Annotated in this window: 22 protein-coding genes and 1 tRNA gene; 8 read left to right on the forward strand and 15 right to left on the reverse strand. The window is 55.1% G+C overall.

The annotated features are described in order from the left end of the window. Window positions 1-2: 2 nt before the first annotated feature. Window positions 3-656, reverse strand: a complete 654-nt coding sequence (locus THS5294_RS13255) for a protein-L-isoaspartate O-methyltransferase family protein (RefSeq protein WP_058124136.1) — start codon at window positions 654-656, stop codon at window positions 3-5. 227 nt (window positions 657-883) lie between these two features. Here THS5294_RS13255 and THS5294_RS13260 point away from each other — a divergent pair. Further along, a tRNA-Cys gene (locus THS5294_RS13260) sits at window positions 884-957 on the forward strand. A 112-nt stretch (window positions 958-1069) separates the two neighbouring features. Here THS5294_RS13260 and THS5294_RS13265 read toward each other — a convergent pair. Beyond that, window positions 1070-2431 carry an FAD-dependent oxidoreductase gene (locus THS5294_RS13265; RefSeq protein WP_058124137.1) on the reverse strand — a complete coding sequence of 454 codons (1362 nt, stop codon included), beginning with the start codon at window positions 2429-2431 and terminating at the stop codon, window positions 1070-1072. Window positions 2432-2505: 74 nt separating this feature from the next. On the opposite strand from THS5294_RS13265, the gene THS5294_RS18380 reads away from it, so the two are divergent. Next, window positions 2506-2715: a hypothetical protein gene (locus THS5294_RS18380; protein ID WP_058124138.1), complete on the forward strand. Its 210-nt coding sequence runs from the start codon at window positions 2506-2508 to the stop codon at window positions 2713-2715. A gap of 114 nt (window positions 2716-2829) precedes the next feature. Here THS5294_RS18380 and THS5294_RS13275 read toward each other — a convergent pair whose 3' ends face one another. The 10 genes from THS5294_RS13275 to THS5294_RS13320 form a co-directional block, all read right to left on the reverse strand. Beyond that, complete coding sequence (locus tag THS5294_RS13275; protein WP_058124139.1) at window positions 2830-3540, reverse strand: RraA family protein; 711 nt, start codon at window positions 3538-3540, stop codon at window positions 2830-2832. Between the two features lie 290 nt (window positions 3541-3830). Continuing rightward, on the reverse strand, window positions 3831-5147 hold the full coding sequence (hisD, locus tag THS5294_RS13280; protein ID WP_058124140.1) for a histidinol dehydrogenase: 1317 nt from the start codon (window positions 5145-5147) through the stop codon (window positions 3831-3833). 95 nt (window positions 5148-5242) lie between these two features. Further along, a complete protein-coding gene (locus THS5294_RS13285; RefSeq protein WP_058124141.1) occupies window positions 5243-7159 on the reverse strand; it encodes a TRAP transporter permease in 1917 nt (638 codons plus the stop codon). A 61-nt stretch (window positions 7160-7220) separates the two neighbouring features. Further along, entirely contained in the window at window positions 7221-8186 is a 966-nt protein-coding gene (locus THS5294_RS13290) for a TAXI family TRAP transporter solute-binding subunit (protein WP_058124142.1), read from the reverse strand. Between the two features lie 117 nt (window positions 8187-8303). After that, the gene (locus THS5294_RS13295) at window positions 8304-9305 is read right to left on the reverse strand and encodes a LacI family DNA-binding transcriptional regulator (RefSeq protein ID WP_082645026.1); all 1002 of its coding nucleotides are present in this window, start codon (window positions 9303-9305) and stop codon (window positions 8304-8306) included. An 888-nt stretch (window positions 9306-10193) separates the two neighbouring features. Beyond that, window positions 10194-11105: a glucokinase gene (locus THS5294_RS13300; protein WP_058124144.1), complete on the reverse strand. Its 912-nt coding sequence runs from the start codon at window positions 11103-11105 to the stop codon at window positions 10194-10196. A gap of 3 nt (window positions 11106-11108) precedes the next feature. After that, on the reverse strand, window positions 11109-12212 hold the full coding sequence (locus THS5294_RS13305) for an ABC transporter ATP-binding protein (RefSeq protein WP_058124145.1): 1104 nt from the start codon (window positions 12210-12212) through the stop codon (window positions 11109-11111). A gap of 4 nt (window positions 12213-12216) precedes the next feature. After that, window positions 12217-13110, reverse strand: a complete 894-nt coding sequence (locus THS5294_RS13310; protein ID WP_058124146.1) for a carbohydrate ABC transporter permease — start codon at window positions 13108-13110, stop codon at window positions 12217-12219. Continuing rightward, entirely contained in the window at window positions 13103-13975 is an 873-nt protein-coding gene (locus THS5294_RS13315; protein WP_038006794.1) for a carbohydrate ABC transporter permease, read from the reverse strand. The genes THS5294_RS13310 and THS5294_RS13315 overlap by 8 nt, the downstream gene beginning before the upstream one ends. A gap of 59 nt (window positions 13976-14034) precedes the next feature. After that, window positions 14035-15285 (reverse strand): ABC transporter substrate-binding protein, encoded by a 1251-nt coding sequence (locus THS5294_RS13320; protein WP_116904551.1) that lies wholly within the window; start codon window positions 15283-15285, stop codon window positions 14035-14037. 241 nt (window positions 15286-15526) lie between these two features. Here THS5294_RS13320 and THS5294_RS13325 point away from each other — a divergent pair, with 241 nt between their 5' ends. Both THS5294_RS13325 and THS5294_RS13330 read left to right on the forward strand, forming a co-directional pair. Continuing rightward, window positions 15527-16264: a response regulator transcription factor gene (locus THS5294_RS13325; protein ID WP_058124147.1), complete on the forward strand. Its 738-nt coding sequence runs from the start codon at window positions 15527-15529 to the stop codon at window positions 16262-16264. Further along, the gene (locus THS5294_RS13330; RefSeq protein WP_233486479.1) at window positions 16261-17712 is read left to right on the forward strand and encodes a sensor histidine kinase; all 1452 of its coding nucleotides are present in this window, start codon (window positions 16261-16263) and stop codon (window positions 17710-17712) included. Before THS5294_RS13325 ends, THS5294_RS13330 begins: the two co-directional genes overlap by 4 nt. Before the next feature lie 70 nt (window positions 17713-17782). Here the strand turns inward: THS5294_RS13330 and THS5294_RS13335 are convergent, their stop codons facing one another. Continuing rightward, window positions 17783-19765 (reverse strand): DEAD/DEAH box helicase, encoded by a 1983-nt coding sequence (locus THS5294_RS13335; protein ID WP_058124148.1) that lies wholly within the window; start codon window positions 19763-19765, stop codon window positions 17783-17785. Between the two features lie 353 nt (window positions 19766-20118). Between THS5294_RS13335 and THS5294_RS13340 the strand changes: the two genes are divergently transcribed. From THS5294_RS13340 to THS5294_RS13355, 4 genes are all read left to right on the forward strand, one after another. After that, window positions 20119-20649, forward strand: a complete 531-nt coding sequence (locus THS5294_RS13340; protein WP_058124149.1) for an Arm DNA-binding domain-containing protein — start codon at window positions 20119-20121, stop codon at window positions 20647-20649. Window positions 20650-20663: 14 nt separating this feature from the next. After that, window positions 20664-21386 (forward strand): IS21-like element helper ATPase IstB, encoded by a 723-nt coding sequence (gene istB / locus THS5294_RS13345; protein ID WP_058124150.1) that lies wholly within the window; start codon window positions 20664-20666, stop codon window positions 21384-21386. A gap of 264 nt (window positions 21387-21650) precedes the next feature. After that, complete coding sequence (locus THS5294_RS13350; protein WP_058124151.1) at window positions 21651-21893, forward strand: hypothetical protein; 243 nt, start codon at window positions 21651-21653, stop codon at window positions 21891-21893. A 361-nt stretch (window positions 21894-22254) separates the two neighbouring features. Beyond that, window positions 22255-22848 (forward strand): LabA-like NYN domain-containing protein, encoded by a 594-nt coding sequence (locus tag THS5294_RS13355; protein ID WP_058124152.1) that lies wholly within the window; start codon window positions 22255-22257, stop codon window positions 22846-22848. 161 nt (window positions 22849-23009) lie between these two features. Here THS5294_RS13355 and THS5294_RS18385 read toward each other — a convergent pair whose 3' ends face one another. Beyond that, window positions 23010-23147 (reverse strand): hypothetical protein, encoded by a 138-nt coding sequence (locus THS5294_RS18385; RefSeq protein WP_158508601.1) that lies wholly within the window; start codon window positions 23145-23147, stop codon window positions 23010-23012. Window positions 23148-23191: 44 nt separating this feature from the next. Continuing rightward, the gene (locus THS5294_RS13360) at window positions 23192-23638 is read right to left on the reverse strand and encodes a hypothetical protein (RefSeq protein ID WP_072936811.1); all 447 of its coding nucleotides are present in this window, start codon (window positions 23636-23638) and stop codon (window positions 23192-23194) included. Window positions 23639-23740 lie beyond the last annotated feature (102 nt).

The following is a 23740-nucleotide window of genomic DNA, read 5'->3' on the forward strand; positions in this document are numbered from 1 at the left end:
GATCAGAGCGCGAAGCCTTTTTCAAGTGCAAAGCCGGGTAGAATGGGCATCGTGGTGTTAAATGCCATGCGCCAGCTGATCCGACCGTTCGATTTATGGCCGATTTTACACGCGCCCAGCGCGCCTTCTACGAACACGGCCGCAATTCGACCACCCTCTTTGAGCTGATCTTCTATCGCGGCGGGAATAGTCTCAACCCCGCCCTCGATCACAATAACATCATAAGGGCCAGCTTTGGGTGCCCCCTCCGCCAACGGCGCGTGCAGAACGGCGACATTGTCGATGCCTTTTTCGCCCAGTGTGGCTTCAGCGTCGCGCGCCATGTCGCTGTCTTCCTCAACTGCCACAACCGCATCGACCATCCGCGCCAAAACAGCCGCCGAATAGCCCAAGCCACAGCCTAGATCGAGCACCAGCTCGTCCCGCTCCAAATCAAGCGCGTCGAGCATTTTCGCAAACCCGCGTGCGTCTGCCAGGACACGGCCGGGCGCTAGCACAATCGGCTCGTCCATATAGGCAACGGGCGCCTTATCTGCGGGCACAAAGGCCTCCCGCTCAATCGCAAGCAGTGCCTCGATTATCGGGAACTTGGTCACATCCGAGGGGCGAACTTGGGTGTCCACCATCATAGTGCGCAGAGCGGTCGTGTCGGTCATTCTCTTATCTCGCCGGTCTCGAAGGGTCAGTTGCTCTTCTCATAGCAGCCAAACTGACGCAACCGGAAGCCGAATGTGCCCCCTGCGGCTATGAGGCATCCTGCCCACGCAAGCCCTACACACCAAGATCGCAAAAAGGACACTTGAAGCCAGTCCCATGCGAGGGTAATGAGCACGCAGTTGCGTGTGCAACACGTCGGCGCAGCTACACCACAGCGCCGAAGAGAGGCGAGTTGGCGGAGTGGTGACGCAGCGGATTGCAAATCCGTGTACACCGGTTCGATTCCGGTACTCGCCTCCATTTAAAAATCAACGTGTAATCAGCCACTCAGGCATCAGCTGCTTTCTCAAACGCTAAAGCTTCAACGCGAAACCTGCTGTTTCTGGGCTCACAGCTAGGTCAATTATTGGAATTAAGAAATCCGCACGCCTTGGCGCACAAGTTCAGCCTGAACTTGTCCCAGATCTACATCATCTAAATCTGTTTTGCTCTTCACCGACAGGGCCGCTGCAACACCTGCACCTTGCCCCGCAACCGCGCAGCAGGCCATGTTTCGCGTGGCGGCATGCGCGATTTTATCGCCGCCGATGGCTCGACCGGCTACAAGTAGCCCCTTCACTTTGCGCGGCAACATCGCGCGATAGGGCACGTGCATGTAGCGCCCAGTCGTTGGAATAATCAGCACACCGTACCCATCGATGAACTCAGGATAAATCCCGATGCTATCTTCGAACCGACCCTCGTGGCGCACGTCCGCCTCGGTCATATTATAAATCGCGTCAATTTTTCGGGTATCGCGGATGCCGATACTCATCCCGAAATTGCGCAGCCGCGCGCCGCTGCAACCGGGCATGAACCGACGCAACGCTTCAATAGCGAGCATGGCTTGCTTACGACCCTCAATCTCACCTTTGGTGAGGCTATCAGGGTCCGTGCCGTCAACTTCAGCCAGATGAACAAGGTTCATATACGTCAGTTCACCTGTGTCATGCATCGCGCCCCACGTACCTGCAATTGTGTTCAGATGGGCAGGTATCACGCCATCCTCAATCGCTTTGGCAAAAGGCTTTTTAAGGAACGGCGAGAACATGTCGTCTTCTTTGCCGTCCGTTTCGACGGTCCATTCTCCGGTGGACCAATCCTTGTAGGTATGCGGATCGCGGTGCACCTCTGCCATAAAGGCTAACTTATCGACACCGGCCAGGTGGAACATAACACTGGCCGCCTGCATGTCCTCAAGCGGAGTCTTGTGCGTAGGCGCACCTGCGCGATGGGCGACATCGGCATCACCGGTCGCGTCGATCACCACTTTGGCCAAGATAGCTTCGCGACCCGCTTTTGATTCCACGATGATACCTGTCACTCGGTTATCATCCATAACGGGCGCCACGAATTGACGGTGCATCATGCCGTGAATGCCCGCCTCTTCAACCAACCGATCCGCAACCAACTTAAAGCCTTCGCTATCGATCTCATAACTGAGGGACTGTGACTCCGGCACCGCAGCACCCATGTCCTTTGCCCGGTCCTCAAACTCGCGCCCGATGCCCCCCGCCTCAACCGTCTGCTCATGTCGGTACCAAGCGAAGCCCTCAACCCCCACAACAGTGATATTTCCGCCAAAACAGCCAAACCGTTCAACCAAACAGACATCAACACCTGTGCGCGCAGCAGCTAAAGCGGCCGCAAGACCGCCCGGCCCAGAGCCCACAACAAGCACATCTGTTTTGTGGATAACGGATGTCTCTCGGGACGGTTCGGTAATTGTCTGCATGTCTAGGCTCATTCGAAATTTGGACGAATCAAACTGATATTGGATCACAATTGATTGTCCACAGCATTTTCTGATTGCGTGACCGTCTTGCGACCACGTCTGCCCACCTGCACCTATTCGCCCCCTTTCAACTTAAGGAACGCATCTATGTCGTCGTCATCGCTGTTTCGACGATTTTGTGCGGCATTGGTCGCGGCGACCAACTAACAAATATTGGCACTGGCAGGTTTGGCGTGTCGTTCCAGCCATTGGGCGCTGCGTCAGATATCAGTCAAAAGCTGTGAAACCTGCGTTGCACAGAAGTGGATAATGGTTCTCTTAGCTTTACTGCCAGTTAAATTAGCTCCAAGCTTATCGATCAGAGTTGCGACAAACCAATAAGCTCGATCCGGATCTGCTTATGTGCGGGCCTTTTCGAAATCCGCCCAAAGCGTTTTGAAAGTGTCATAATCCACGTGACCCTCTTTGAGAGGATCCAGAACCACAGCCTCAGCATTGAAGAGCCGGTCGAGTGCTATGCTCAGATGCGCGATCACATCGACCGGCACGCACACCGCCCCGTGGCGGTCGGCATGGATTAAATCACCGTCAGAGACCATCATGCCAAAAACAGTGACAGGCGTTCCGATCTCACGGATGTGAACGAACCCGTGGCTAGGCCCAACAGATCCGGCCAGCACTGGAAAGCCGTCGGGGAGATCACCTAGATCGCGCACCACTCCATTGGTTACTGCCCCGCAAAGACCAAAGACATTTTGGTGCACTTGTGCATGCACCTCCCCCCACCATGCCCCAATGGCGGCTTCGCCATCCATGTCTTCGATCACAGCGACACCGGGCCGAGGACCTGTATTCATCGCTTCAAAATAGGACATCCGGCGTGCACGGATGACCTCAGGAGGTTCAGAAGGTGGCGTTCTGCCTGCAATACGAGCCGTCCTTGCAAAGCCCACGATCTTAGCATCTGGCGGGCCAGCCCAGATTGTCGTGCGGTGTGTAAACCCGTCAAAGCCGCGTTGACCCTGAGCAACTTCAATCGCGTTGCAAATAGTGGGCGTATCACAGGTCTGCATTCGGGCAATCAATGCGCTCAGATCAGATTGACTCATTTGTGCTCCCACAAAGGCTTAGAAGTGCATTAGCATAGGTCTCCGGGTCTTCTCACAGTGCAAAGTGACCCAACCCGTCCAGCTCATAAAAATACCCACTTCGTATAAGCGAGAAATCCGTCACACAAAGACTGGCCGCGACTTTCGGGCGCAAGTAGGCGCCTATGGAGACGACAAGCGCCTGCTCGTACCACTATAGACCCAAGAGACTTGATACTGGCAGGACAGAAGCAGAGTTTCTGCCTTTAACCGCATCCAGAAGTATTTCGTCGCCCAGATTGCTTACGTGACTACGATACGGGCGCCCCTTCGCCGTAAGGCACATTAACACCACCGTACCTTCGCACCCGAACGTTGCATTGCTCTGCGTGCCCAACAAACCCCTCTAACATACAAAGCCGGGACCCGTACGCGCCTATTTCCGTCGCAGCTTCGTCAGTGGTGATTTTTTGATAGCTATGCGTCTTGAGGAACTTTCCGACCCAAAGACCACCCGTATAGCGGCCCGCTTTTTTGGTGGGCAGTGTATGGTTGGTGCCAATGACTTTGTCACCGTTAGACACATTGGTCCGGGGCCCCAAAAAGAGCGCGCCATAGCACGTCATGTTTTCGAGGAACCAATCATCTCGATCGGTCATTACCTGCACATGCTCAGATGCTATTTCGTCCGCTACTTGCAACATTTCCTCATAGGTATCGCAAACAATGACCTCACCATACTCTTTCCAACTGACACCAGCAGTATCGGCTGTCGGCAAGATCTGTAACAAGCGATCAATCTCTTGTAGGGTTTCGTGTGCCAGCTTCCGGCTATTGGTCAGAAGGACGCAAGGACTGTTGTAGCCATGCTCAGCTTGCCCAAGTAGATCGGTCGCACAAATCTCGGCGTCCACAGTTTCATCAGCAATTACCATGGTTTCCGTAGGGCCCGCGAAAAGGTCAATACCAACGCGCCCAAACAGCTGGCGCTTGGCTTCGGCGACATAGGCATTGCCCGGGCCAACCAAGAGATGCACGGGATCAATAGTCTCCGTGCCTATCGCCATGGCCCCAACCGCCTGAATACCGCCCATGACATAGATCTCATGCGCACCACCCAAACGCATGGCTGCAATAACGGCGGGGTTCGGCGTGCCATTAAATGGCGGAGTACAGGCAATAATGCGCGGCACTCCAGCGACGCTGGCCGTGGCCACCGACATATGAGCACTCGCCACCATTGGAAATTTACCCCCGGGCACGTAGCACCCAACAGATTGAACCGGGATATTCTTGTGCCCAAGAATAACGCCCGGTTGCATTTCAACCTCGATATCAAGCATCGACTCACGTTGTGCCTGGGCAAAACGACGTACGTTCTCTTGGGCGAACTTGAGATCAGCTAAGTCCTGGGGGCTAACCTGCGCGATCAAGTCATCAATCTCAGCTTGAGAAAGCCGGAAAGCTTGAGGGCTATATCCGTCAAACTTCTCCGACAGCGCCCTAACCGCCGCATCCCCTTTTACCTCGATCTCTTTCAGTGTTGCTTCAACGACTTGTCTCGTCTTGGCATCATCTTCACCACGCTCAGCATCAGATTTTCCGCGTTTGAGATATTCGATTGTCATTTACTCTCTCCTACACGCCGCCGAGGGCATCAAATGATTGAATGGGCGCCGTCATGCCCATGATTTTGGAGTTCGAAAATTTTGGAATGTTCACGTCACGTGTCGTAGGCAACATCTTGGGACAGGCCCGCACCCGATGAACGTTTGGAAATCATCCAAAAAATACAAACAAGTGCAAAGCCGCTGATGGTTGCGGGCCAAATGGGAAACAAAAGAAGGATGGCAGGCACAGACCAAAGCAGGCTCGAGAACCGCCCAAAGATCGGCTGACCCGCAAAGAACGCCGCAACACTAATCGTAAAGCCCAAACCCGCCAGAACAGCCATAACAATGGATGCAGGCCCACCTTGCAACAACAAACCGGGATAGATGAGCATCAGCATTGGAATGGCATATGCCGTCACACCCAAACGAAGTGACTCGCTCGCGACACCTGTCCAAGGCGTTTTTGCAACCGTTGCCGCCACAAAAACCGCGACACATACAGGCGGGGTAATCACCGACAGGACAGCATAATAAAGAACAAAGAGGTGGACTGTAATCGGCTCCAAACCTTGCTGGATCAAAACAGGCGCAAAAACAGCGGCAACAAGAACGTAAGCCGCAGACGTTGGCAGCCCCATACCGGCAATCAAACATACAACTGCCATAATGATCGCGATCAAGATGAGGTTGCCGTCAGCAAGTGCAAGGATCGACGACGTTACTGCAACGCCCACTCCCGTAAGATTGACGATCGCGACAAAAACCTGTGCAGCGACCAACAAAACCCCAACGATAACCACACCCTTACCCCCATCTTCGAGGGCGCGCAGCAACGTGAAAACAACTTGCTTCAGATTTCCGCCAGACGTCAGTGTCGCCAGGGTATAAGCGCCAATAATCCCGAGCATTCCGTAACAAGCAGTCAGCTGGATTGAATTGCCGTTGTAGATGCCGAACGCTAGACCCGCGATCCCAGCCACAATCGGGCTCATGCGACGCCAATTCAAAGCCTCGCGCCAATCAGGCAATTCGCTTTGCGACACGGCACCTAAGCCCGTGCGCTTGGCGATCAGGTGGATTGTTGTGAAGACACCAAGATAGAACAAAAACGCGGGCAGAACGGCAATCGCCGCGATGGTCCAGTAATTAACCCCCACTAATTCTGCCATAACAAAGGCAGCGGTACCCATAATCGGGGGTGCAAGTTGGCCTCCGGTTGAGGCGACGGCTTCAACCCCACCTGCAAAGCGCGGCGGGTACCGCAGGCTTTTCATCAGCGGAATTGTGAAGTTTCCGGTCGTTGCGATATTGGCGACGGATGACCCCGAAATGGATCCAAAAAGCCCAGATGCTATCGTCGCAATTTTCGCAGCCCCACCTGGACTTTTCCCACCTGCGCGTGCGCTCAGGTCGAAAAACGTTTGACCGGCCCCAGTGTGCAAAAGTAGCGCCCCGAACAAGATAAACGCAGCAAGCGTCGTAGAGGCGATAGACACAAGCATACCCCAAAGCCCACGATCCGACAAAAAGATGACTTCCGTCAAATAGCCAGTATCAAAACCACGGTGCCCAAACGCGCCCGGAATGCTTTCGCCAAAGAACGCGTAGACAACCACACCGCCAACGATGAGGGGGAAAATGAAAGACGCGCTTCGACGCGCCATTTCGAGGATAACCAAAAGTGTGCCAAACCCGAGAAAAATATCGATCTGCTCCGCGAAGGGCAGATCCGTCATAATGCGTTCAAAGTTCACAACAATATACGAGGTTGAAGCGACAACGAATGCGCACATCGCAAAATCGATAGCCGCCCCAACAGGCCGCCACGTTTTTCCGCGCCCAAGGGGAAACAGCAAAACACTGAGTGGAATGATCATAGCGACAAAAATGGCCCGCTGGATCAACGTCTCAAAGGAACCGAAAAACGATGTATAAAAGACAAACAGCCCAATTGTTATAGCAAGGATTGCCGCCAGCCACTCAGAACGGCTTTGCGGGGCGCTCGCGTCTTCTATCATCTGCGACATATTCGTTTCCCTGTCAGAAAAGGCCCCGACGCCGCAGGCTTTGCAGCGTCGGGATATCAGCTCACTTCAGCGCATCAGGTACTGTGAGGCCGATTTCCTCAAAGTAGCGGATCGCACCTGGGTGCAGCTTGGACGTTGCGTATTGCAGCGTCAGCTCGGCAAGGTTCTGACCCTTGACGTTTGGAAAGGCCGTGGCTTGCTCAATATCGTCTTCCATCACAGCCTTTACGATGTCGTAAGCCACATCATCAGGCAGGTCAGGACGTGCAGACACACCAATCATAAAGCCCCAAGTTGTGTAAGGCCCGGAATTTTCCATCTCACCACCGGGCATGTCCACGATGGACAGCTCAGGCAGATCTTCGCGGATTTTACTGGTTTGCTCATCCGAAAGACCGAGAACCTGAACGGGCGTAAACGTCGCAATATCAGTTGTCAGCGCATCGAAGCTGGTGCCAACGGCGGATTTGATGAAGCCTGCCGCACGGTTATCTTTGATCGCTCCGGCCAGTTCACCGTTGGAACCACGGACCCAGTCGGGCTCAAAGCCAAACAGTTTCATGACGTCGATTGATGTGGCTTCCGTCGAGCTACCGCGCTGTCCAGGGCCGAAACGAACCCCATCCAACTCCGCGAGAGACGACACGCCAGAGTCTTGGCGAACGACCACGTTTTGAGGTGCAAGAGAGTAGGCCCAGAGCAATTTCGAAGCGATAGGCGCACCATCAAAAGTCTTGATGCCTGCATTCGCGTGGTAAAGGGCACTGGTCGTGATCAGCCCAATATCCAACTGGCCGCGGTCCATCCGCTTTAGGTTATCAACAGTCGCACCTGTCTCTACGACCGAGGCCTGATAGTTATCGCCGGCTTGGTTCACGACCTTCGCAATAGCTGCGAAATAGGCGTAGTGAGCGCTTTGTGCGTTGGTCGCACCGAACGCGAGACGCTCTTGCGCCGATACCGCCATCGGAACAGCCGCAACAGATACAGCTAAAACCACAGGTTTCAGAATTTTCATCACATTCATAATACATCCTCCTTGCTGGGAGTGGTTGTGCGAATTAGCTCCGCAATCATTTCCACAACAATAGGGGTAGCGTGGCCCCATTGTTCCGCAAGAAAAATATAATTACGATGAAATATTTCAGCCGCTTTGGCGTTCAATGAAGCCACATCTCACCATACGCAATGCCCCTGTGGTATCCGGTTCCTGCCAAATTTCTTCTACAAGGCTGAGTGCGTTGCTCACCATTTGGCGTATGCGCTGGCGGAAGGTCGTTAATTGATAAGATGTCCAGGCTGCCATTGGCACATCATCAAAACCGATGATTGAGATGTCTTTTCCCGGAACCATTCCAGCCAGCCTCGCGGCATCAATCGCAGCAATCGCCATTATGTCGTTGGCGCAGAATAAACCCTCTGGGCGATTGCGACTATCCAACAACAATCTGATCATATTGAATGTCACACCATAATCGTATTGGCCTAGACCCTCAAAGCTAAGTCCAGCGTCATGCCGCGCAAGTTCATCCAAAAAACCCCGCCGACGCTCAAGGTGAGTGGATGTATCCGGAACACCACCTACAAACCCAATAGACGCGCAGTTCCGGGACACGAACCGCTTTGCCGCCAACATACCCCCGTTATAGTTGTCTGTGCAGATCGCATTTGTATTCGGGTCAGCCTGCACCCGATTGAACAACACAACCGGTATACCGCGACGCTTACACTCTTGCGCCAACTCTGATGATAGATTTGCAGAGGCGATGATTGCCGCATCAGAGCCGCTCTTCATGACCTGAGAAATCGCACTATCCACGGTCTTACCTTCAGCAACAACGTGAACGAGCATTTCATACTTGAGCCTGCCTATCTCAGCAGCGAACGTTTCTAGGGCACTTGCGTAGAACGGATTGGAAATGTCTCCGACCACAATAGAAATCGTGCGCCGGCCTTCACGCCCCCTCATCCTCTTTGCGGGTGGTGCATAGCCCATTTCTCGCGCGGTAGCCAAAATTCTGCGGCGCAAGTCCGTATTTATCGTTGATTCCGCCCGAAAGGCTCGGGAGACGGCTGCTGTTGAGGTCCCACAGAGATCCGCGACGTCTTTGGCAGTTTTTTTCATCAGACCGTTTGAAAATTTCATATAAAGCGGACGTTAGGTCAGCTATTTCCACAACGCAATCCTGCCAATGCTCCCTTCTACGAGCTTCAGCATCTGAAAACCTTTAGCCATATTCACCGGCGGCAGAGAGCTTCTCAGCGCACGGCATGCCAAAGGTGTCTATCGGGCGTAGCAATTATGAGGCGGGGTATTGGTGTCCATGTTTTCGATACGAATGGAATGGCCGCGCCGCCTAATCAGACTGTAGGAGTGAGCAAATCTCCCTCTCAGCACTCACACACTATGGCCCGCTATAGGCCACGATGATCGCCCGTACGAACCTGAACGCAGCTACGCACATCAGTCAGTCTCAAGCATTCTCTTCGGCATTGCCCATCGACAGCACTTAAATTGGCGGAGGCCATAGACGCTTGCGGGGCACTGTAAAACGTCGTCAGGTTGTATACCCACCTGTAATGAGGACCAAAGCTGACGGGCTGCGACCCGTCCGCGACAGGTCATATTTGGGCCAGCCTGCCCGCCTATACCGAGCAGACCTTGCTCCCTTTAGGAACGCTTGCCACTCAAATAGCACCAGCAGTTCAAGTCTCTTTGACGAGCACCTTGTGCCTTTACTAATCCGTGAAACCGATATTCTTCTAAAGATATCCCAATACGCCCCAAAGGCTCTCAAGCAATGTCGCTCACGCAGCTCACTATACTGATTTAATGTAAGTATTGAGAACGATCGTATAGCGCCTCACAAGACACTGAGCACATTTGATACCTGCCCACGCCTGAAAATCTGGCAACAGCCACCCGTTCGAAGGGAGCACGAGAACATAAGATGCGGTTCGATTAGAGCCGTTTCTTTATGCATCAGGTCGCCCACTGCGGCTTTCCCAAGGCCACAAATCACCAATGCCCCACTCAAAACTGCGCACAACCTAGCAAGGCCGCGCCGTCTTCATCGACTACAAAAAGGGATGGGGTTTCTTGCAAACGAAATCTGCAAGGTTCTTGGAACACCTTAATCAGCCGCTCAGGCGCGCATTCGGATATGGCCCTGGCGACACTACCGGCTAGAAAAGTCCCGTGGGATGGCATGTAGCTCAGTGAAAAATCCCGCAGAAGCAGGCCCAATAGTGCTGCATACGTATCGATTGCAGCGGTCATTTTCGTTTTGCCGGGGGCGCCGTAATGACTAATGGCGACTTCGCCGGTGACATTTTCTGAGCCTGTGAAGAGACGACAGAATGCGGTAAGGCCGCGACCCGAAAACAACGCTTCAACCGTTAGAAATGCGTCCGGATTACAGGAACATTCGTGCAACTTAGAAACGATCGCTGAGGGCATTGAGATATGCCCCGCCTCGGCTGGGGGGCAGACGGTCCATTGGTTTTTGGTAATCACCTGACTGATGTTGCATCCTGTCCCCACGCCAACGACCAAGGCCTGTCCGTTGGCATAGGGGGCGCTGAGTTGACCGCATAGCGGCACCACCTGATCTGCTCCTAGCATTGGCACAGCGTACCCCAATGCCCCAAGGTCGTTCAGTAAAACAACCCGTTCGCACGCAAAGACCTGCGCCAGATCATCCGCGTTAATTGTCCAATTGCGGTTGGTCAATTTGGCGCGGCCCGCGTGAACGGGGCCTGCAACCGCGATGACCATTTCATCGACCGTAACGCCCCGATGGGCATCACAGTACGCGCGCAGCAGATCAATCAGGCTATCCCAGTCCGTGTTGGAAAACCGCTGAACGGACCCCTTATCGATCACACCATTCGCGCACAAAGCAACGCGGGCATTTGTGCCGCCAATATCCGCAACAAGCCGCATGGCTTAGTTCAAACGCTCGCCGGTTTCGGGTGCAAAGTAGGACACCTTGCCAAGATCAAACACGAGGTTCAGGTTTTGCCCTGCGACCGCCCCTGTTTCGGCATGCAGGCGCGCCGTGACATGCTTGCCACCCAATTGCATCACGGCAAAAGTGTCCGCGCCCGCAGGTTCAACAATATCGATCAGGCAATCGGCCTCTTGGCGTCCTTCGCCCCCGCGCAAGGATGCATCGGCAATATCTTCGGGGCGCACGCCCAAAATGACATCTTCGGGCAAGTCTTTGTTCTTGGTGTCGATCAAAGTGATCGGATCGCCGGACTTACTCGCGATTTCAATTTCGACACCCTTCCCGTTTGCTTTGGTCTTGGCTGGGATCAGGTTCATCGCGGGACTGCCCATGAAATCGGCGACAAACAGGTTAGCGGGGTGATTATAAATCTCGGACGGGGTGCCGATTTGTTGGATCACGCCGCCTTTCATCACCACAATCTTGGTCGCCAATGTCATCGCCTCAATCTGGTCATGAGTTACATAGACCATCGATGCGCCAAGGCGCTGATGCAATGCCTTAATCTCAGTGCGCATTTCCACACGCAGCTTGGCGTCAAGGTTGGACAGCGGCTCGTCGAACAAGAACAGCTTTGGATCACGCACAAGGGCGCGCCCCATCGCAACACGCTGACGCTGACGCTGACCGCCGGACAATTGTCCCGGTTTGCGGTTCAACAGGGGCTCAATCTGTAGTTGGGTGGCAACGTGCGCCAGCTTTTCGTCCTGCGTCGCCTGATCAACGCCGCGCACTTTCATCCCAAAGGTGATGTTTTTGGCGACCGTCATCGTCGGGTAAAGGGCGTAGGACTGAAACACCATTGCGATGTCTCGGTCTTTGGGGCTGACGTGGGTCATGTCTTTGCCACCGATGCTCAGCTGCCCGCCTGTGATAGGCTCAAGCCCAGCAATACAATTGAGCAGCGTGGACTTACCACAGCCGGAGGGACCGACCAAAACAAGGAAGTCACCCTGTTCGATCGCGACATTGATGTCTTTCAGGATTTCAACGGACCCATAGCTTTTGAACAGGTTGTTGATTTCTAGGATGGGGGCCATTGGGTTAACCTTTCACGGAGCCTGCGGTCAAACCGCGGACGAAGTATTTACCAGCGACGACATAGACAAACAGGGTCGGCAAAGCGGCGATGATCGCTGCGGCCATATCCACGTTGTATGCTTTGACGCCAGTGGTTGAATTAACGATATTGTTGAGGGCGACAGTCACAGGCTGCGTGCCTGCTTGGCTAAAGGACACACCGAACAGGAAGTCGTTCCAGATTTGGGTGAATTGCCAAATGACGGTCACAACGATGATGGGCAGCGAAAGCGGCAGAAAGATCGACCAGAAGATGCGGAAGAACCCTGCGCCATCTACCTTTGCGGCCTTTGTCAGCTCCGATGGGATCGACACATAGTAGTTGCGGAAGAACAATGTGGTGAACCCAAGCCCATAGATGACGTGGACAAAGATCAGCCCCGGAATGGTCCCTGCCATTCCCATCAAACCCAACATGCGGGCCATGGGCAGCAAGACGACCTGAAACGGGATGAAGCAGCCAAACAGCATAAGAGCAAAGAACAGGTTCGCTCCTTTGAAGCGCCACTGGGCGACGACATAGCCGTTTAAAGCACCGATCAAAGTCGAGATCAGAACCGCAGGGATCGCGATCAGGACAGAGTTCCAAAAGAACGGACGCACGCCTTCGCACTGGATGCCGGTACACGCACCGGACCACGCTGTGCGCCACGCATCAAACGTGACTTCGCGCGGCAGCGATATCAAATCGCCGGTCCGGATTTCGTCGAGGCTTTTGAAGGATGTTATGACCATCACAAACAGCGGCATCAGGTAGAACAGCGCGAACAGACCCAGCATGATGTACAGCGCCCAGCGTAATAGGATGTTGGCCGTACGGCTGCCCGATCGAGGAGAGGTGTAAGACAGATCAGTCATCTTTCGTCCTCAGTTCTGAGTAGAGGTATGGCACCACGATCGTAAAGACGACCATCATCATGATCATCGCAGAACTGGCCGCTTGGCCAATATCGCCGCGCGAAAACGCCATTGTGTACATGTATGTTGCCGGCAGGTCGGTGGCATAACCGGGACCGCCCCCCGTGAGAGCAATAACCAAATCGAAGCTTTTGATCGCGAGGTGCGACAGCACGATGAAAGCTGACAAGAAGATCGGAGCCATCGCTGGAATAATGATCGCCGTGTAAACGCGCCATGTCGGAATACCGTCAACTTGGGCCGCTTTGATGATCTCTTGATCCACCGACCGCAGACCAGCCAGAAACAGCGCCATCACAAAACCAGAGCTTTGCCAAATCGCCGCAATGACAACCGTATAAATCGCCATGTCCGGATCAACGAGCCAGTTGAAGGTGAAGTCCTCAAACCCCCAACCGCGCACTGTGGCCTCTAGGCCCAAACCTGGGTTCAGGATCCATTTCCACGCCGTACCGGTCACAATCATCGAAAGCGCCATCGGATAGAGGTAAATCGTCCGGATCGCGCCCTCTGTGCGGATGTTCTGATCCAGCAGAATGGCAAGGATCAGGCCAAGAATCATTGCAATCACAATGAACAAAAAGCCGAACACAAACAGGTTGGTGAACGCGGTGTCCCAGCGGGGGGAGGCAAACAGACGGTCATACTGGATGAAACCATCAATCTCATATCTTGGTAAAAGCCGCGACCGCGTCAAAGACACCCAAGCCGTCCAAGCGATAAAGCCATAGACGAAGATCAGGACGACGATGAACGAGGGGGCCAAAACCAATTTAGGCATGTGTTCTTCAAGCCACTTGGTCATTGGATTATCCTTAAAAGGTCCTCCCCCACGCGAACGTGGGAGAGGAAGGGAGGAGACTTTTACATGCTGTTCGCGATTGCGTCAGCCAACATCTGAACGGCATCCGCCGAGGACATGTCAGAGTTAAAGTGTGCCGTCACAGTATCGGTGATTGCACCCGCCTGCGCGCCACGAAGCGCCATACCGTGGGCGTAAGATGGCAGGAGCGAACCACCTTCGTTGCTTGCGGCCATGTCGTCAGCAGACAGAACTGCACAGCTGTCGAAGTTGTCCAGTGCTACGTCTGTACGCACAGGGATCGAACCTTTGTTCAGGTTGAACACTTCTTGGAAGCTTTCCCCAACAACCAGTTCGGCCAACAGGGCCTGCCCGGCTTGCTTGTCGTCACCATCGACGGCGAACATTGCAAAGCTGTCCACGTTGTACAGGAAGCCTTCGCCCGGTGTGGACAGGCACAGGAAGTCTTCGCCCGGCACTTTGCCAGCGGCCATGAATTCACCCTTGGCCCAGTCGCCCATGATCTGGAACGCGGCTTCGCCGTTCATGACCATAGCTGTTGCGAGGTTCCAGTCACGACCGGAGAAGTTTTCATCAACGTAGCCGCGCATGGTGCGCATTTGGTCAAAGACCGCGACCATGTCGTCAGACTTGAGTGTGTCCATGTCCAGCTCAACGAATGCTTTGCGGAAACCGTCAGAGCCGAGGATGCCCAAAGCAACGGCCTCGAACACTGTCGCGTCCTGCCATGCCTGACCACCGTGTGCGAGTGGGATGACACCAGCCGCTTGCAGCTTGGTCGCAGCCGCGTTGAACTCATCCCATGTGGTGGGCATGTCGATGCCATTGGCCGACAGCACTTCGGCGTTCGCCCAAATCCAGTCAACACGGTGCACGTTTACAGGTGCCGCACACCAAGTGCCCTCACACTGCATGTGGCCCGCGATAGCCTCAGGCAGGATTTTGGACCAGTTGTTGGCCTCAGCAACAGCTGAGATATCAGCCAAAACGCCCTCTTCGTACCATTCTTGAATGGCTGGGCCTTTGATCTGCGCCGCTGTCGGTGCGTTGCCCGCAAGTACGCGTGCGCGCAGGGCTGTGCCCGCCGCATCGCCGCCACCGCCAGCAACGGGCATGTCCGTCCATGTGCCGCCGTTTGCGGCGAACTCTTCTTGCAGAACAGCGACCGATTTTGCTTCGCCGCCAGATGTCCAGTAATGCAGGACTTCAGCTTCAGGCGACGCATGACCGTCCGCGAATGCAGCTGTGGATGCAACGATCGCCATACCAGACACTGCGCCTAGGAATTTCATAGTCATTTCGTGATTTCCTCCCAGAAATTTTGTGCCCCGCTGTGAGGCAGGTGCGCAAATTATTGGAGAGCCTCACATAGCATTGCAATCAGCGCAGGGCAGGTATTCAGAGCGGTTTCGGCATTAATCGCGGATTTTGTTACACGTTGTTACGTAGTGCTCGATTTTGTTGCACAGTGTTACATATGGGGCGTTAACTGCTCTGCCAGCCTATAAGTTAAGCATCCTAGAAAGGCATATCATGGGTATCCCGCGGCTCCTCGTCGTTGATGATGATTCTGACATGCGCCAGATGATGACGCAGTTTTTACGCCAGAACGGCATGATTGCATTGCCAGCTTCATGCGAGCGTGAGGTACAGTCGCATCTAAATGAAGGGCGTGTGGATCTCATCTTGCTGGACGTGATGCTGGGGGATGAAAACGGCCTCGAAATCTGTGGCCGCTTGCGTGACGAACAAGATGTGCCCGTGATTATGGTATCCGCCCTGTCGGCTGATCATCAGCGTATGAAAGGTTATGCGGTGGGCGCGGATGACTACATCGCGAAACCCTTTAACCCCGACTTGCTATTGGCGCGGGTCAAGGCCGTCTTGTCGCGGGCACGGCGCTCATCATCCCTCGTGCACCGACGCAACACCAAAACCTTTACATTTGCGGGCTGGACCTATCACGCCAAAACCGAAGAGGTTTTATCGCCCGACAATGTCCAAGTGGCCCTGTCACGCCGTGAAACCGCACTTTTACAAACGCTGTTGGCCAACCCACATATTCCGCTGACCCGTGCCGAAATTGCGACCGCACTGGATGTCACGGGCACGTCCTCACAATCTCCCGAAGCTATGGGGCGCGCCATCGACGTTTTGGTTGGCCGCCTGCGTGGTAAGATCGAAGCAAACCCCAAGGCCCCCCTCATCCTCAAGACAGAACGCGGCGTTGGCTACGTCTTTTCCGTTGATGTCGTGGACCAAGACGATTGATCGGTACCCTGTCGAGCCTGCGCACGATCGGTCTGATCCTCGTGAGTGCTGCCTTTCTGGCGGGCGGGGTCTCTGTCTGGCTTTGGACCCAGTCGACCGCCAATTGGCGTGACCATCAAAGTGCAGCATATATCGCGGGTGTTACGCTTTATGACGCCCTGCAAAACGGGACGGCTCCGCCAGCGGGGGTGACACTTCGGGCGCTCTCCCGCGAGGATCAAGCCTTTGCAGCGACAGGGCAATTCCGCCAAATAACCGGCACCACATCCGCGTCACGCCTCACGATTATTCCCATTTCTGCCGACATCACCCCGCAGCGTGTCGGGGCACCTTTGACGCTCGCGATTTTATCCCCTGATATCACCTACAACATTGCTGATCTGCCCAACCGCGACGGCCAGACAGCCGCCGAAACAACCGGTGCTGTGACACGCAAATTCGCGTCCTTTTGCAGCGACCCGGTGGTCATTGCAAAACTGGGTGACGCACCTTGGCTGAGCATCGACGGCGCACAGGTGTGGGGGTGTGAGGCGAACCCCGCTGACTGGCGGCTCTTGGCGGTGTTGCTGGCGGTTTTGTCGATGGTGACGATGATCACTCTGACGTTGAACCTGTCGTCAGATTTTACAGCGTTCGCAGATCAATTGCGCAACCGCCGCCGCCTTGGCGGCCCCACGAAATACGATGCAACAGGCCCCCAAGAACTGCGCGAGATTGTCAGAGCCGTGAACAGCTATCTTGAGGTTGAGCGCGACCAACTGGCCAGCCGCGCGGCAGTCCTGTCGGGCGTCAGCCACGACCTTGGCACCCCCGCAACACGCCTGCGGTTACGTGCCGCCCTGATCCCAGACCAAGACCTGCGCCAAAAATTCGAAAACGACATCGACAGCATGACAAACATCATCGAAAGCGTGCTGACCTACACCAATGCGGAAATGAACGCGGAAGCCCCCCGCAAGCTTTCACTGACCTCGCTCGTGGATGCGATTGTGGCAGATTACCAAGACGTCGGGCGGCCCGTCATGCTGCAACAAGCCAAAGAGGTGATCGTACATGGCGGACGGTCGATCTTTATGTCGCGTCAAGGCCAAGGCGTCGTGCCGTCTGAAACCGACATCATCGTCTTTGCGCGCCCCGTGTCGCTGCAACGCGCAATCACCAACCTGATCGAGAACGCGCTGAAATACGGCCGCCGGGCGCATGTGTCGATCACGGCCACCGCCCTGACAGCCACCGTGGTGATTGAGGACGAAGGCACCCAAACATCCGCGCAAGACATCGAAGCCCTGATGGCCCCCTTCCAGAGGGGCGAAGACACCGCCACCATCGATGGACATGGCTTGGGCCTGACAATCGTTGCAACGATTGCCAAGCTGCACGGTGGTTCACTCGTGTTTGAAGACGTTTCTCGCGGCGTAGCTGCAAAGCTAGAAATTCAGCGCAACTGATACCGTCGTGATGCGGGCCCAACTTGTGCGGGCCTCATCGCATCCGATCGTCACAAACGTCAGCGCGCAATCACTTGCGCTTTGGCGCTCCTTTTCCCCCCTTGGCGGCTTTCGCCTCGGCGGTGCGGACCCGGTTCTTTTTGCTGTTGGATTTGCCTTTGGGCGGTGGCGGACCTTTGGGGCCATCACCGCGCGGCTTGTAGCCGCCAGCACCGTCGCCTTCACCGCTGGACTTTGGCTTTCCCTTATAGCCTCCCGCAGCAGCACCCGGCTTGTCGGCACGTGCTTTCCAAGGGGCATCAGACGCCTCACCTTTGGGCTTTGCTCCATAAGGCTTAGCGGGCTTGCGATCCTCAGGCTTTGGCTTGCGCTTGCGTGGCTCGGGTGCGTCGTTCCAATCAACAGGGCGGGTGTCGCCTTTGCGATGTGCGGGCTTTGATTTCGGCGCGCGGTCGGGACGTCCGCCCTTGAAATCCGGCACATTGGGCGCCTGATCCAAGCGCGTGATCACCTTGGTGCCCTCAACCTTCATGCTCGGCCCAATGGAGGCCAAGAAGCCATCAACACTGGCCTGACGGATCTCAACATAGGACTCATTATCCGCGATGCGGATTGCACCGATATCGTCTTTGCTGACGCCGCCCGCCTTGCAGATCATCGGCAAAAGATGACGTGGCGATGCATTGTCGTTGCGCCCTTCCGACACAGAGAACCAGACACTTGGCCCAAACGGCGCGCGCGGTTTACGCTCTTCGTGTTGGACCGCCCCAATGTCTTCGGGTGCGGAATGGCGCGTCTGGTACTGGCGCATATAGGCCGCTGCAATCTGCTCTGCCGAGAACTGCGCAACCAATTTGTCCACGGACGGACGCTCACCTTCGGTGATCTCTTGCTGCCAATCGTCCGCTGCCAACATGCGCACTTCGTCACGCTCATACACTTCTGCGGCCGAGGGTGCAGACCCCCAGTTCGCATTCAGTTTGGCCATCTTCAAAAGCCGCTCGGACTTTTTGCGGGTCGAGGGTACTACAACCAGTGCGCTGACGCCTTTGCGCCCTGCCCGACCTGTCCGGCCAGACCGGTGCAACAACGTTTCGTGGTTATTGGGCAGTTCCGCATGAACAACCAAATCCAGCTTGGGCAGGTCGATCCCACGCGCGGCCACGTCCGTGGCAACACAAACCCGTGCACGCCCATCGCGCATGGATTGCAGCGCATTAGACCGCTCGCTTTGTGTCAGCTCACCCGACAGGGCCACCACGGCAAAGCCACGGTTGGACAAGCGGGCCGTCAGGCGTGACACCATCGCGCGCGTGTTACAGAACACAATCGCGTTGGGAGCCTCATAGTACCGCAGAACGTTGATCACCGCGTTCTCAGCATCACGCGGGGATACGGACATCGCGCGGTATTCGATATCGGTGTGCTGCTTTTGCTCACCCACAGTAGAAATCCGCTGCGCATCATTCTGGTAGGTCGATGCCAAACCAAGGATCGACTTAGGCACGGTCGCTGAGAACAGGAGCGTCTGACGCTCAGATGGGGTTTGCTCTAGGATGAACTCAAGGTCCTCGCGGAAACCGAGATCCAGCATTTCGTCCGCTTCGTCCAAGACCACAGACCGCACAGTCGTCAGGTCAATGGAGCCGCGCATAATGTGGTCGCGTAGACGTCCGGGGGTGGCCACAACGATATGAGCACCACGCGCCAAGGCGCGCCGTTCGTCGCGCATGTCCATGCCGCCCACACAGGACGCAAGCGATGCGCCAGCATCGGCATAAAGCCATCCTAACTCCCGCTTGACCTGCATTGCCAATTCACGGGTCGGTGCAATCACAAGCGCGAGCGGCGTTTCTGCCTGCCCGAATGTGTCATCCTCGCCCAGCAGTGTTGGCGCGATCGCCAAGCCAAACCCGATGGTTTTGCCCGAACCCGTTTGGGCCGAAACCAATAGATCCCGACCTTGCATATCCGGCTGGGTGACCGCCTCTTGGACAGGGGTCAAGGTATCGTAGCCCTTGCGGGCCAGCACGTCTGCGATCGTTTTTTTCAAGTCGGAAGCTCTTTATATAGGGCAAGTGGTATGCGCCGCTGTGTTCACAGGCGTTGCGTCATCCATGGGTGAAGGCCCGGCTCTACCGAATGGGGCGTCTTTTGTATAGGGCTGGTCTTGGGTCCAAATGCCGCGCGACTGGGTTATTTCGGCGATTTCGACCTGCCGGGTGGACAATTAGCCCCCAAACAGCGCTAAATTTCGAGCCAACCTGCCGTTACGATACACAAGGCCGTGCGACCCTCAATCGACCGACTACGGCAAAAAGAAGGATGCAGCCCAATTCCCGGCACGCAATTTGCTGTGCCAACGCACCCATTCGCGCCACAACGCCCACGAGACACCGACACCCGATGCCACATTCCCTTCAGAAAAAGCCAAACTGGCGACCCGGCGTTTCGCTGCGTCCGGATGTATCTGGTGGCCGTATCTGGGTTCAGAACATCAAGATCGACAACAAACCGCGCATCGTTGAATTGGGCCGATTTCCTGAGATCGGATTGCCCGAGGCACGCGCGCGCGCCGAACAAAACAGTCAAAAAGTTGCCTCTGGTGTCAATATTTTATCCACACTGCGCCGCAGTCATGAGCAATATTTGAAACAACAAATCGCTGAGTTGAATACGCGCCTCAAAAGTGACGATCCTGCGCCAGACGCTGACACCGCGATTGATGTCAGTACACCTGCCGAAGAGCCCCCCGCCACCGCACCAACATCGCACCCTGCCCTCGTTCGGCGCGCACCCAAGACCGACAGCCCCCCGCCCGCAGTGGCAGCGACCTCAGCCGTGCAAGACACACCTGCTCCAACCCCACCGCGCCACAAAGTCAAAGCGCCAACGCTCCCGCACGAAAATATCCGCGGTCGAGACTATTTTAGCTAAAAGGAAGATAAATAATGTCCCTCACCGCGACACATGACGCCCTGCGTGCGCTCAAACTCGACGGCATGGCAGAAATGTTCAGCGAATTGGCCGAGAACGAAGCCAATCGTCAGGCTGATCCGGTAGAGTGGATCCGCCTCATGGCCGAGCAAGAGCAGCAGAACCGCGGCGAGCGGCGTTTGCAGTCACGCCTTCGGGCCGCAAAACTGCGCGATGACACCGCGCGGGTCGATCTGATCGACTATGCGACCAAGCGAAACTTAGATCAGGCGCAACTCAACTCCCTCGCGCAGGGACAATGGATCGCAGAGCATCGCACCGTTCTAATCACCGGGCCCTGCGGGGTGGGCAAATCCTACATCGCCTGCGCCTTGGGCCACGAAGCCTGTCGGCAGGACAAAGCGGTCCTCTATTTCCGCATGCCGCAGTTATTGGCGGAACTCGACAACGCCCATAAGGCCGAGCAGTTTGACCGGGTGTTCAACAAAATCGTGCGTGCGGATGTGCTGATCCTTGATGATTGGGGGCCAGACATCATGACACCAGCCCAACGTCGCGACCTGATGGAAATCGTTGACGCCCGATATGAACGCAAGGCCACCGTCGTGACCAGCCAACTGCCCGTCGACAAATGGTATGACATGATTGCCGATCCGACGCTTGCTGATGCGATCTTGGATCGTTTGGTGCACCGCGCGCACCGGATCGCGATGGACGGCCCATCCATGCGGAAATAGCACCACGCGCCCCACAAGGCGTCCCAGGCGCTCTTTAGATACCGCGCACCCTTTCCTTGGTGGCGCCCTTCGATTTCAACCATTTGTTAACCAAGGATTGGATAGATGAGAGGCGCGCAACGCATTGAAACAGAACGTCTTCCGCTCCCCGCGACGAAACCTGTGTTCACATGGCCACAGTTCACCTGAACTATCTTTTGCAAATTACTGTTCGCAAAGGAAAACCAGTACGTTCGCGTCAGAAACAAAAGGTAGCACCACGTCATGGCATATCACACGAAGAACGGAAGTGAGTTCGTCGGTTTGCGCGTAAAGCACGGCGGCCGCATGCAAGTTGTCTATGACGCGATCAAAGGGCAGCGCTTGATCCTCGACATCAAGAACAAGCATCCCAAGGAAAGCGTGATCCACGAAGCGCTTCGCGAGGGTATCGGTTCGAAAAACGTCCTACATGGTGTGATGAGCGCGCTAAATGCTCGCTCCATTGATGTCGATCTCGCAAGCTAAGTCACTTTAGATCACCCAACGAGCCGCAAAAGATTACTTGAGTCCGCGAGTGACCCAAGGTGAGATATCCTCTTGCAAATGATTTCTCTCAAAATATCAGCCAACATCACACGACACGTTCTCCAATAGATACGTTAGCGCCACCATTACAGTCAGCGGCTTTTACCATCGGCCCCAAGCTAGCAAAAGAATGACTGCATTGCGGCAAAGATCACAATTAGTACTTTAGTCGCAAACACCCTAACTATTGCGCCAATACCTCCCCCAAAGCGTAATATCTAACCGTTGCCCGCGCAGATTATATTGTACCTTGGACAAACGATGGCGCATCCCGGGCCATCCTTAGGGATTAGGACGACAAATGTTTTACAAAGGCGAACGCATCGCGGTCTTCATCGACGGCGCAAACTTCTTCTCAGCGGCTAAAGCCCTGAACTTCGAGATCGATTACCGCCTCCTGCGTGAAGAGTTCATGCGTCGCGGCAAACTGGTTCGGATGTCTTACCACATCGCCCTGCTCGAAAATGATGAGTTCACCACCCTGCGTCCCCTTGTGGACTGGTTGTGCTACAACGGCTACTCCGTCGCCTCCAAAACGGCGCGTGAATACACGGACCCCCAGGGCCGCCGCAAAGTCAAAAGCAACGTTGCGATCGACATCGCAGTCGCGTCGCTTGAGCTTTCGCCCCACGTTGACCACATCGTCCTGTTTTCGGGCGATGGCGACCTGCGCCCACTGGTTGAGGAGGCGATCAAACGCACAGGCGTGCGCGTGTCCATTGTCTCCACCATCCGCAGCCAGCCATCCATGATCTCTGACGAACTGCGCCGCACCGCGGATAACTTCATCGAGTTGGATCAGCTCAAGGCCGTGATTTCACGCCCAGCGCGTCAGCACACAGCCGCCGAACATGACGAGCCCGAGAACGAGCTCGCCGAAGCCGCTGCGTCATAACCAAATAACAATAATCTAATAAAACTGGGGCCCTCGCATACCGCTGGGGCCCCTTTTTTATGTTGGGTCTGTTTCAGCCGCACCCAACAGCCGGAAGGCCACAAAAAAGGGCTCGGTGCCGATATGGCCGAGCCCATTTTTACACTGCTATCGGAAGGTGCTTAGAAGAACACGCCCCAGATAAACAACGCCCACATCATGATCCCAGCGATCATGGAAAAAGCGAACATACGTGCCACCTTGATATCCTCTTGTGCATCACATTCGAAGTCGTGGCTGGCAAAAGCAGTGTCATACATCTTAGTAACTTTCTCTTAACGTCTGGTAAAAATTGGTTTGGAAATTAGGCTGCAATGTTTTCGCGATAATGAACGACGCTGTCGCACCATTTGCGGTTGTTCTCGATGGACTCAAACAGTGCCGTTTCAAGTGAAGCGTGCAGAACAGGGCTGCGCAGCGATACATCACCCAGCAGGCGCCGCGTTGTGTCGAAATCGTTAGTTTCGAAATCACCGGAGACCAAGATGACCCGAACGAACGGAAACTCTGTCCGCAGACGGGCCAGCGTGTTGAAGATTTTCACAATGCCACCTAGGCCATCGATATCGACAAACAGGAAATCAAACGTCGCAGCTGCTTTGGGGGTCTGGGCTGAGAACGCATCGAACGTCATCTCGTCCTGCAAAGGGATACCGCTGACGGCGAGCATTTCCTGCATACGAGCATAGAGACGGTTGCGTGGACCGATGAAGCCGCACTTGACCTGGATGTCTTTCAAAGCTTTGACCACAATAATCTCCAACGCTTGTTGTTACACTCACATTAGGAATACGTACGATTCGCGTCTCACTAGCTTCTGGTATCAATTTGTATCTTAGGATACCCGAACATG

Origin of the sequence: Thalassobacter stenotrophicus (genome assembly GCF_001458315.1) — a bacterium.
Classification (GTDB): domain Bacteria; phylum Pseudomonadota; class Alphaproteobacteria; order Rhodobacterales; family Rhodobacteraceae; genus Thalassobacter; species Thalassobacter stenotrophicus.

Excerpts from the sequence above, each read along its gene's own strand:
- THS5294_RS13255 (WP_058124136.1), bottom strand. The coding sequence starts at position 656 with ATGACCGACACGACCGCTCTGCGCACTATGATGGTGGACACCCAAGTT.
- THS5294_RS13265 (WP_058124137.1), bottom strand. The coding sequence starts at position 2,431 with ATGCAGACAATTACCGAACCGTCCCGAGAGACATCCGTTATCCACAAA.
- THS5294_RS13275 (WP_058124139.1), bottom strand. The coding sequence starts at position 3,540 with ATGAGTCAATCTGATCTGAGCGCATTGATTGCCCGAATGCAGACCTGT.
- hisD (WP_058124140.1), bottom strand. The coding sequence starts at position 5,147 with ATGACAATCGAATATCTCAAACGCGGAAAATCTGATGCTGAGCGTGGT.
- THS5294_RS13285 (WP_058124141.1), bottom strand. The coding sequence starts at position 7,159 with ATGTCGCAGATGATAGAAGACGCGAGCGCCCCGCAAAGCCGTTCTGAG.
- THS5294_RS13290 (WP_058124142.1), bottom strand. The coding sequence starts at position 8,186 with ATGAATGTGATGAAAATTCTGAAACCTGTGGTTTTAGCTGTATCTGTT.
- THS5294_RS13295 (WP_082645026.1), bottom strand. The coding sequence starts at position 9,305 with ATGAAATTTTCAAACGGTCTGATGAAAAAAACTGCCAAAGACGTCGCG.
- THS5294_RS13300 (WP_058124144.1), bottom strand. The coding sequence starts at position 11,105 with ATGCGGCTTGTTGCGGATATTGGCGGCACAAATGCCCGCGTTGCTTTG.
- THS5294_RS13305 (WP_058124145.1), bottom strand. The coding sequence starts at position 12,212 with ATGGCCCCCATCCTAGAAATCAACAACCTGTTCAAAAGCTATGGGTCC.
- THS5294_RS13310 (WP_058124146.1), bottom strand. The coding sequence starts at position 13,110 with ATGACTGATCTGTCTTACACCTCTCCTCGATCGGGCAGCCGTACGGCC.
- THS5294_RS13315 (WP_038006794.1), bottom strand. The coding sequence starts at position 13,975 with ATGACCAAGTGGCTTGAAGAACACATGCCTAAATTGGTTTTGGCCCCC.
- THS5294_RS13320 (WP_116904551.1), bottom strand. The coding sequence starts at position 15,285 with ATGAAATTCCTAGGCGCAGTGTCTGGTATGGCGATCGTTGCATCCACA.
- THS5294_RS13325 (WP_058124147.1), top strand. The coding sequence starts at position 15,527 with ATGGGTATCCCGCGGCTCCTCGTCGTTGATGATGATTCTGACATGCGC.
- THS5294_RS13340 (WP_058124149.1), top strand. The coding sequence starts at position 20,119 with ATGCCACATTCCCTTCAGAAAAAGCCAAACTGGCGACCCGGCGTTTCG.
- istB (WP_058124150.1), top strand. The coding sequence starts at position 20,664 with ATGTCCCTCACCGCGACACATGACGCCCTGCGTGCGCTCAAACTCGAC.
- THS5294_RS13350 (WP_058124151.1), top strand. The coding sequence starts at position 21,651 with ATGGCATATCACACGAAGAACGGAAGTGAGTTCGTCGGTTTGCGCGTA.
- THS5294_RS13355 (WP_058124152.1), top strand. The coding sequence starts at position 22,255 with ATGTTTTACAAAGGCGAACGCATCGCGGTCTTCATCGACGGCGCAAAC.
- THS5294_RS18385 (WP_158508601.1), bottom strand. The coding sequence starts at position 23,147 with ATGTATGACACTGCTTTTGCCAGCCACGACTTCGAATGTGATGCACAA.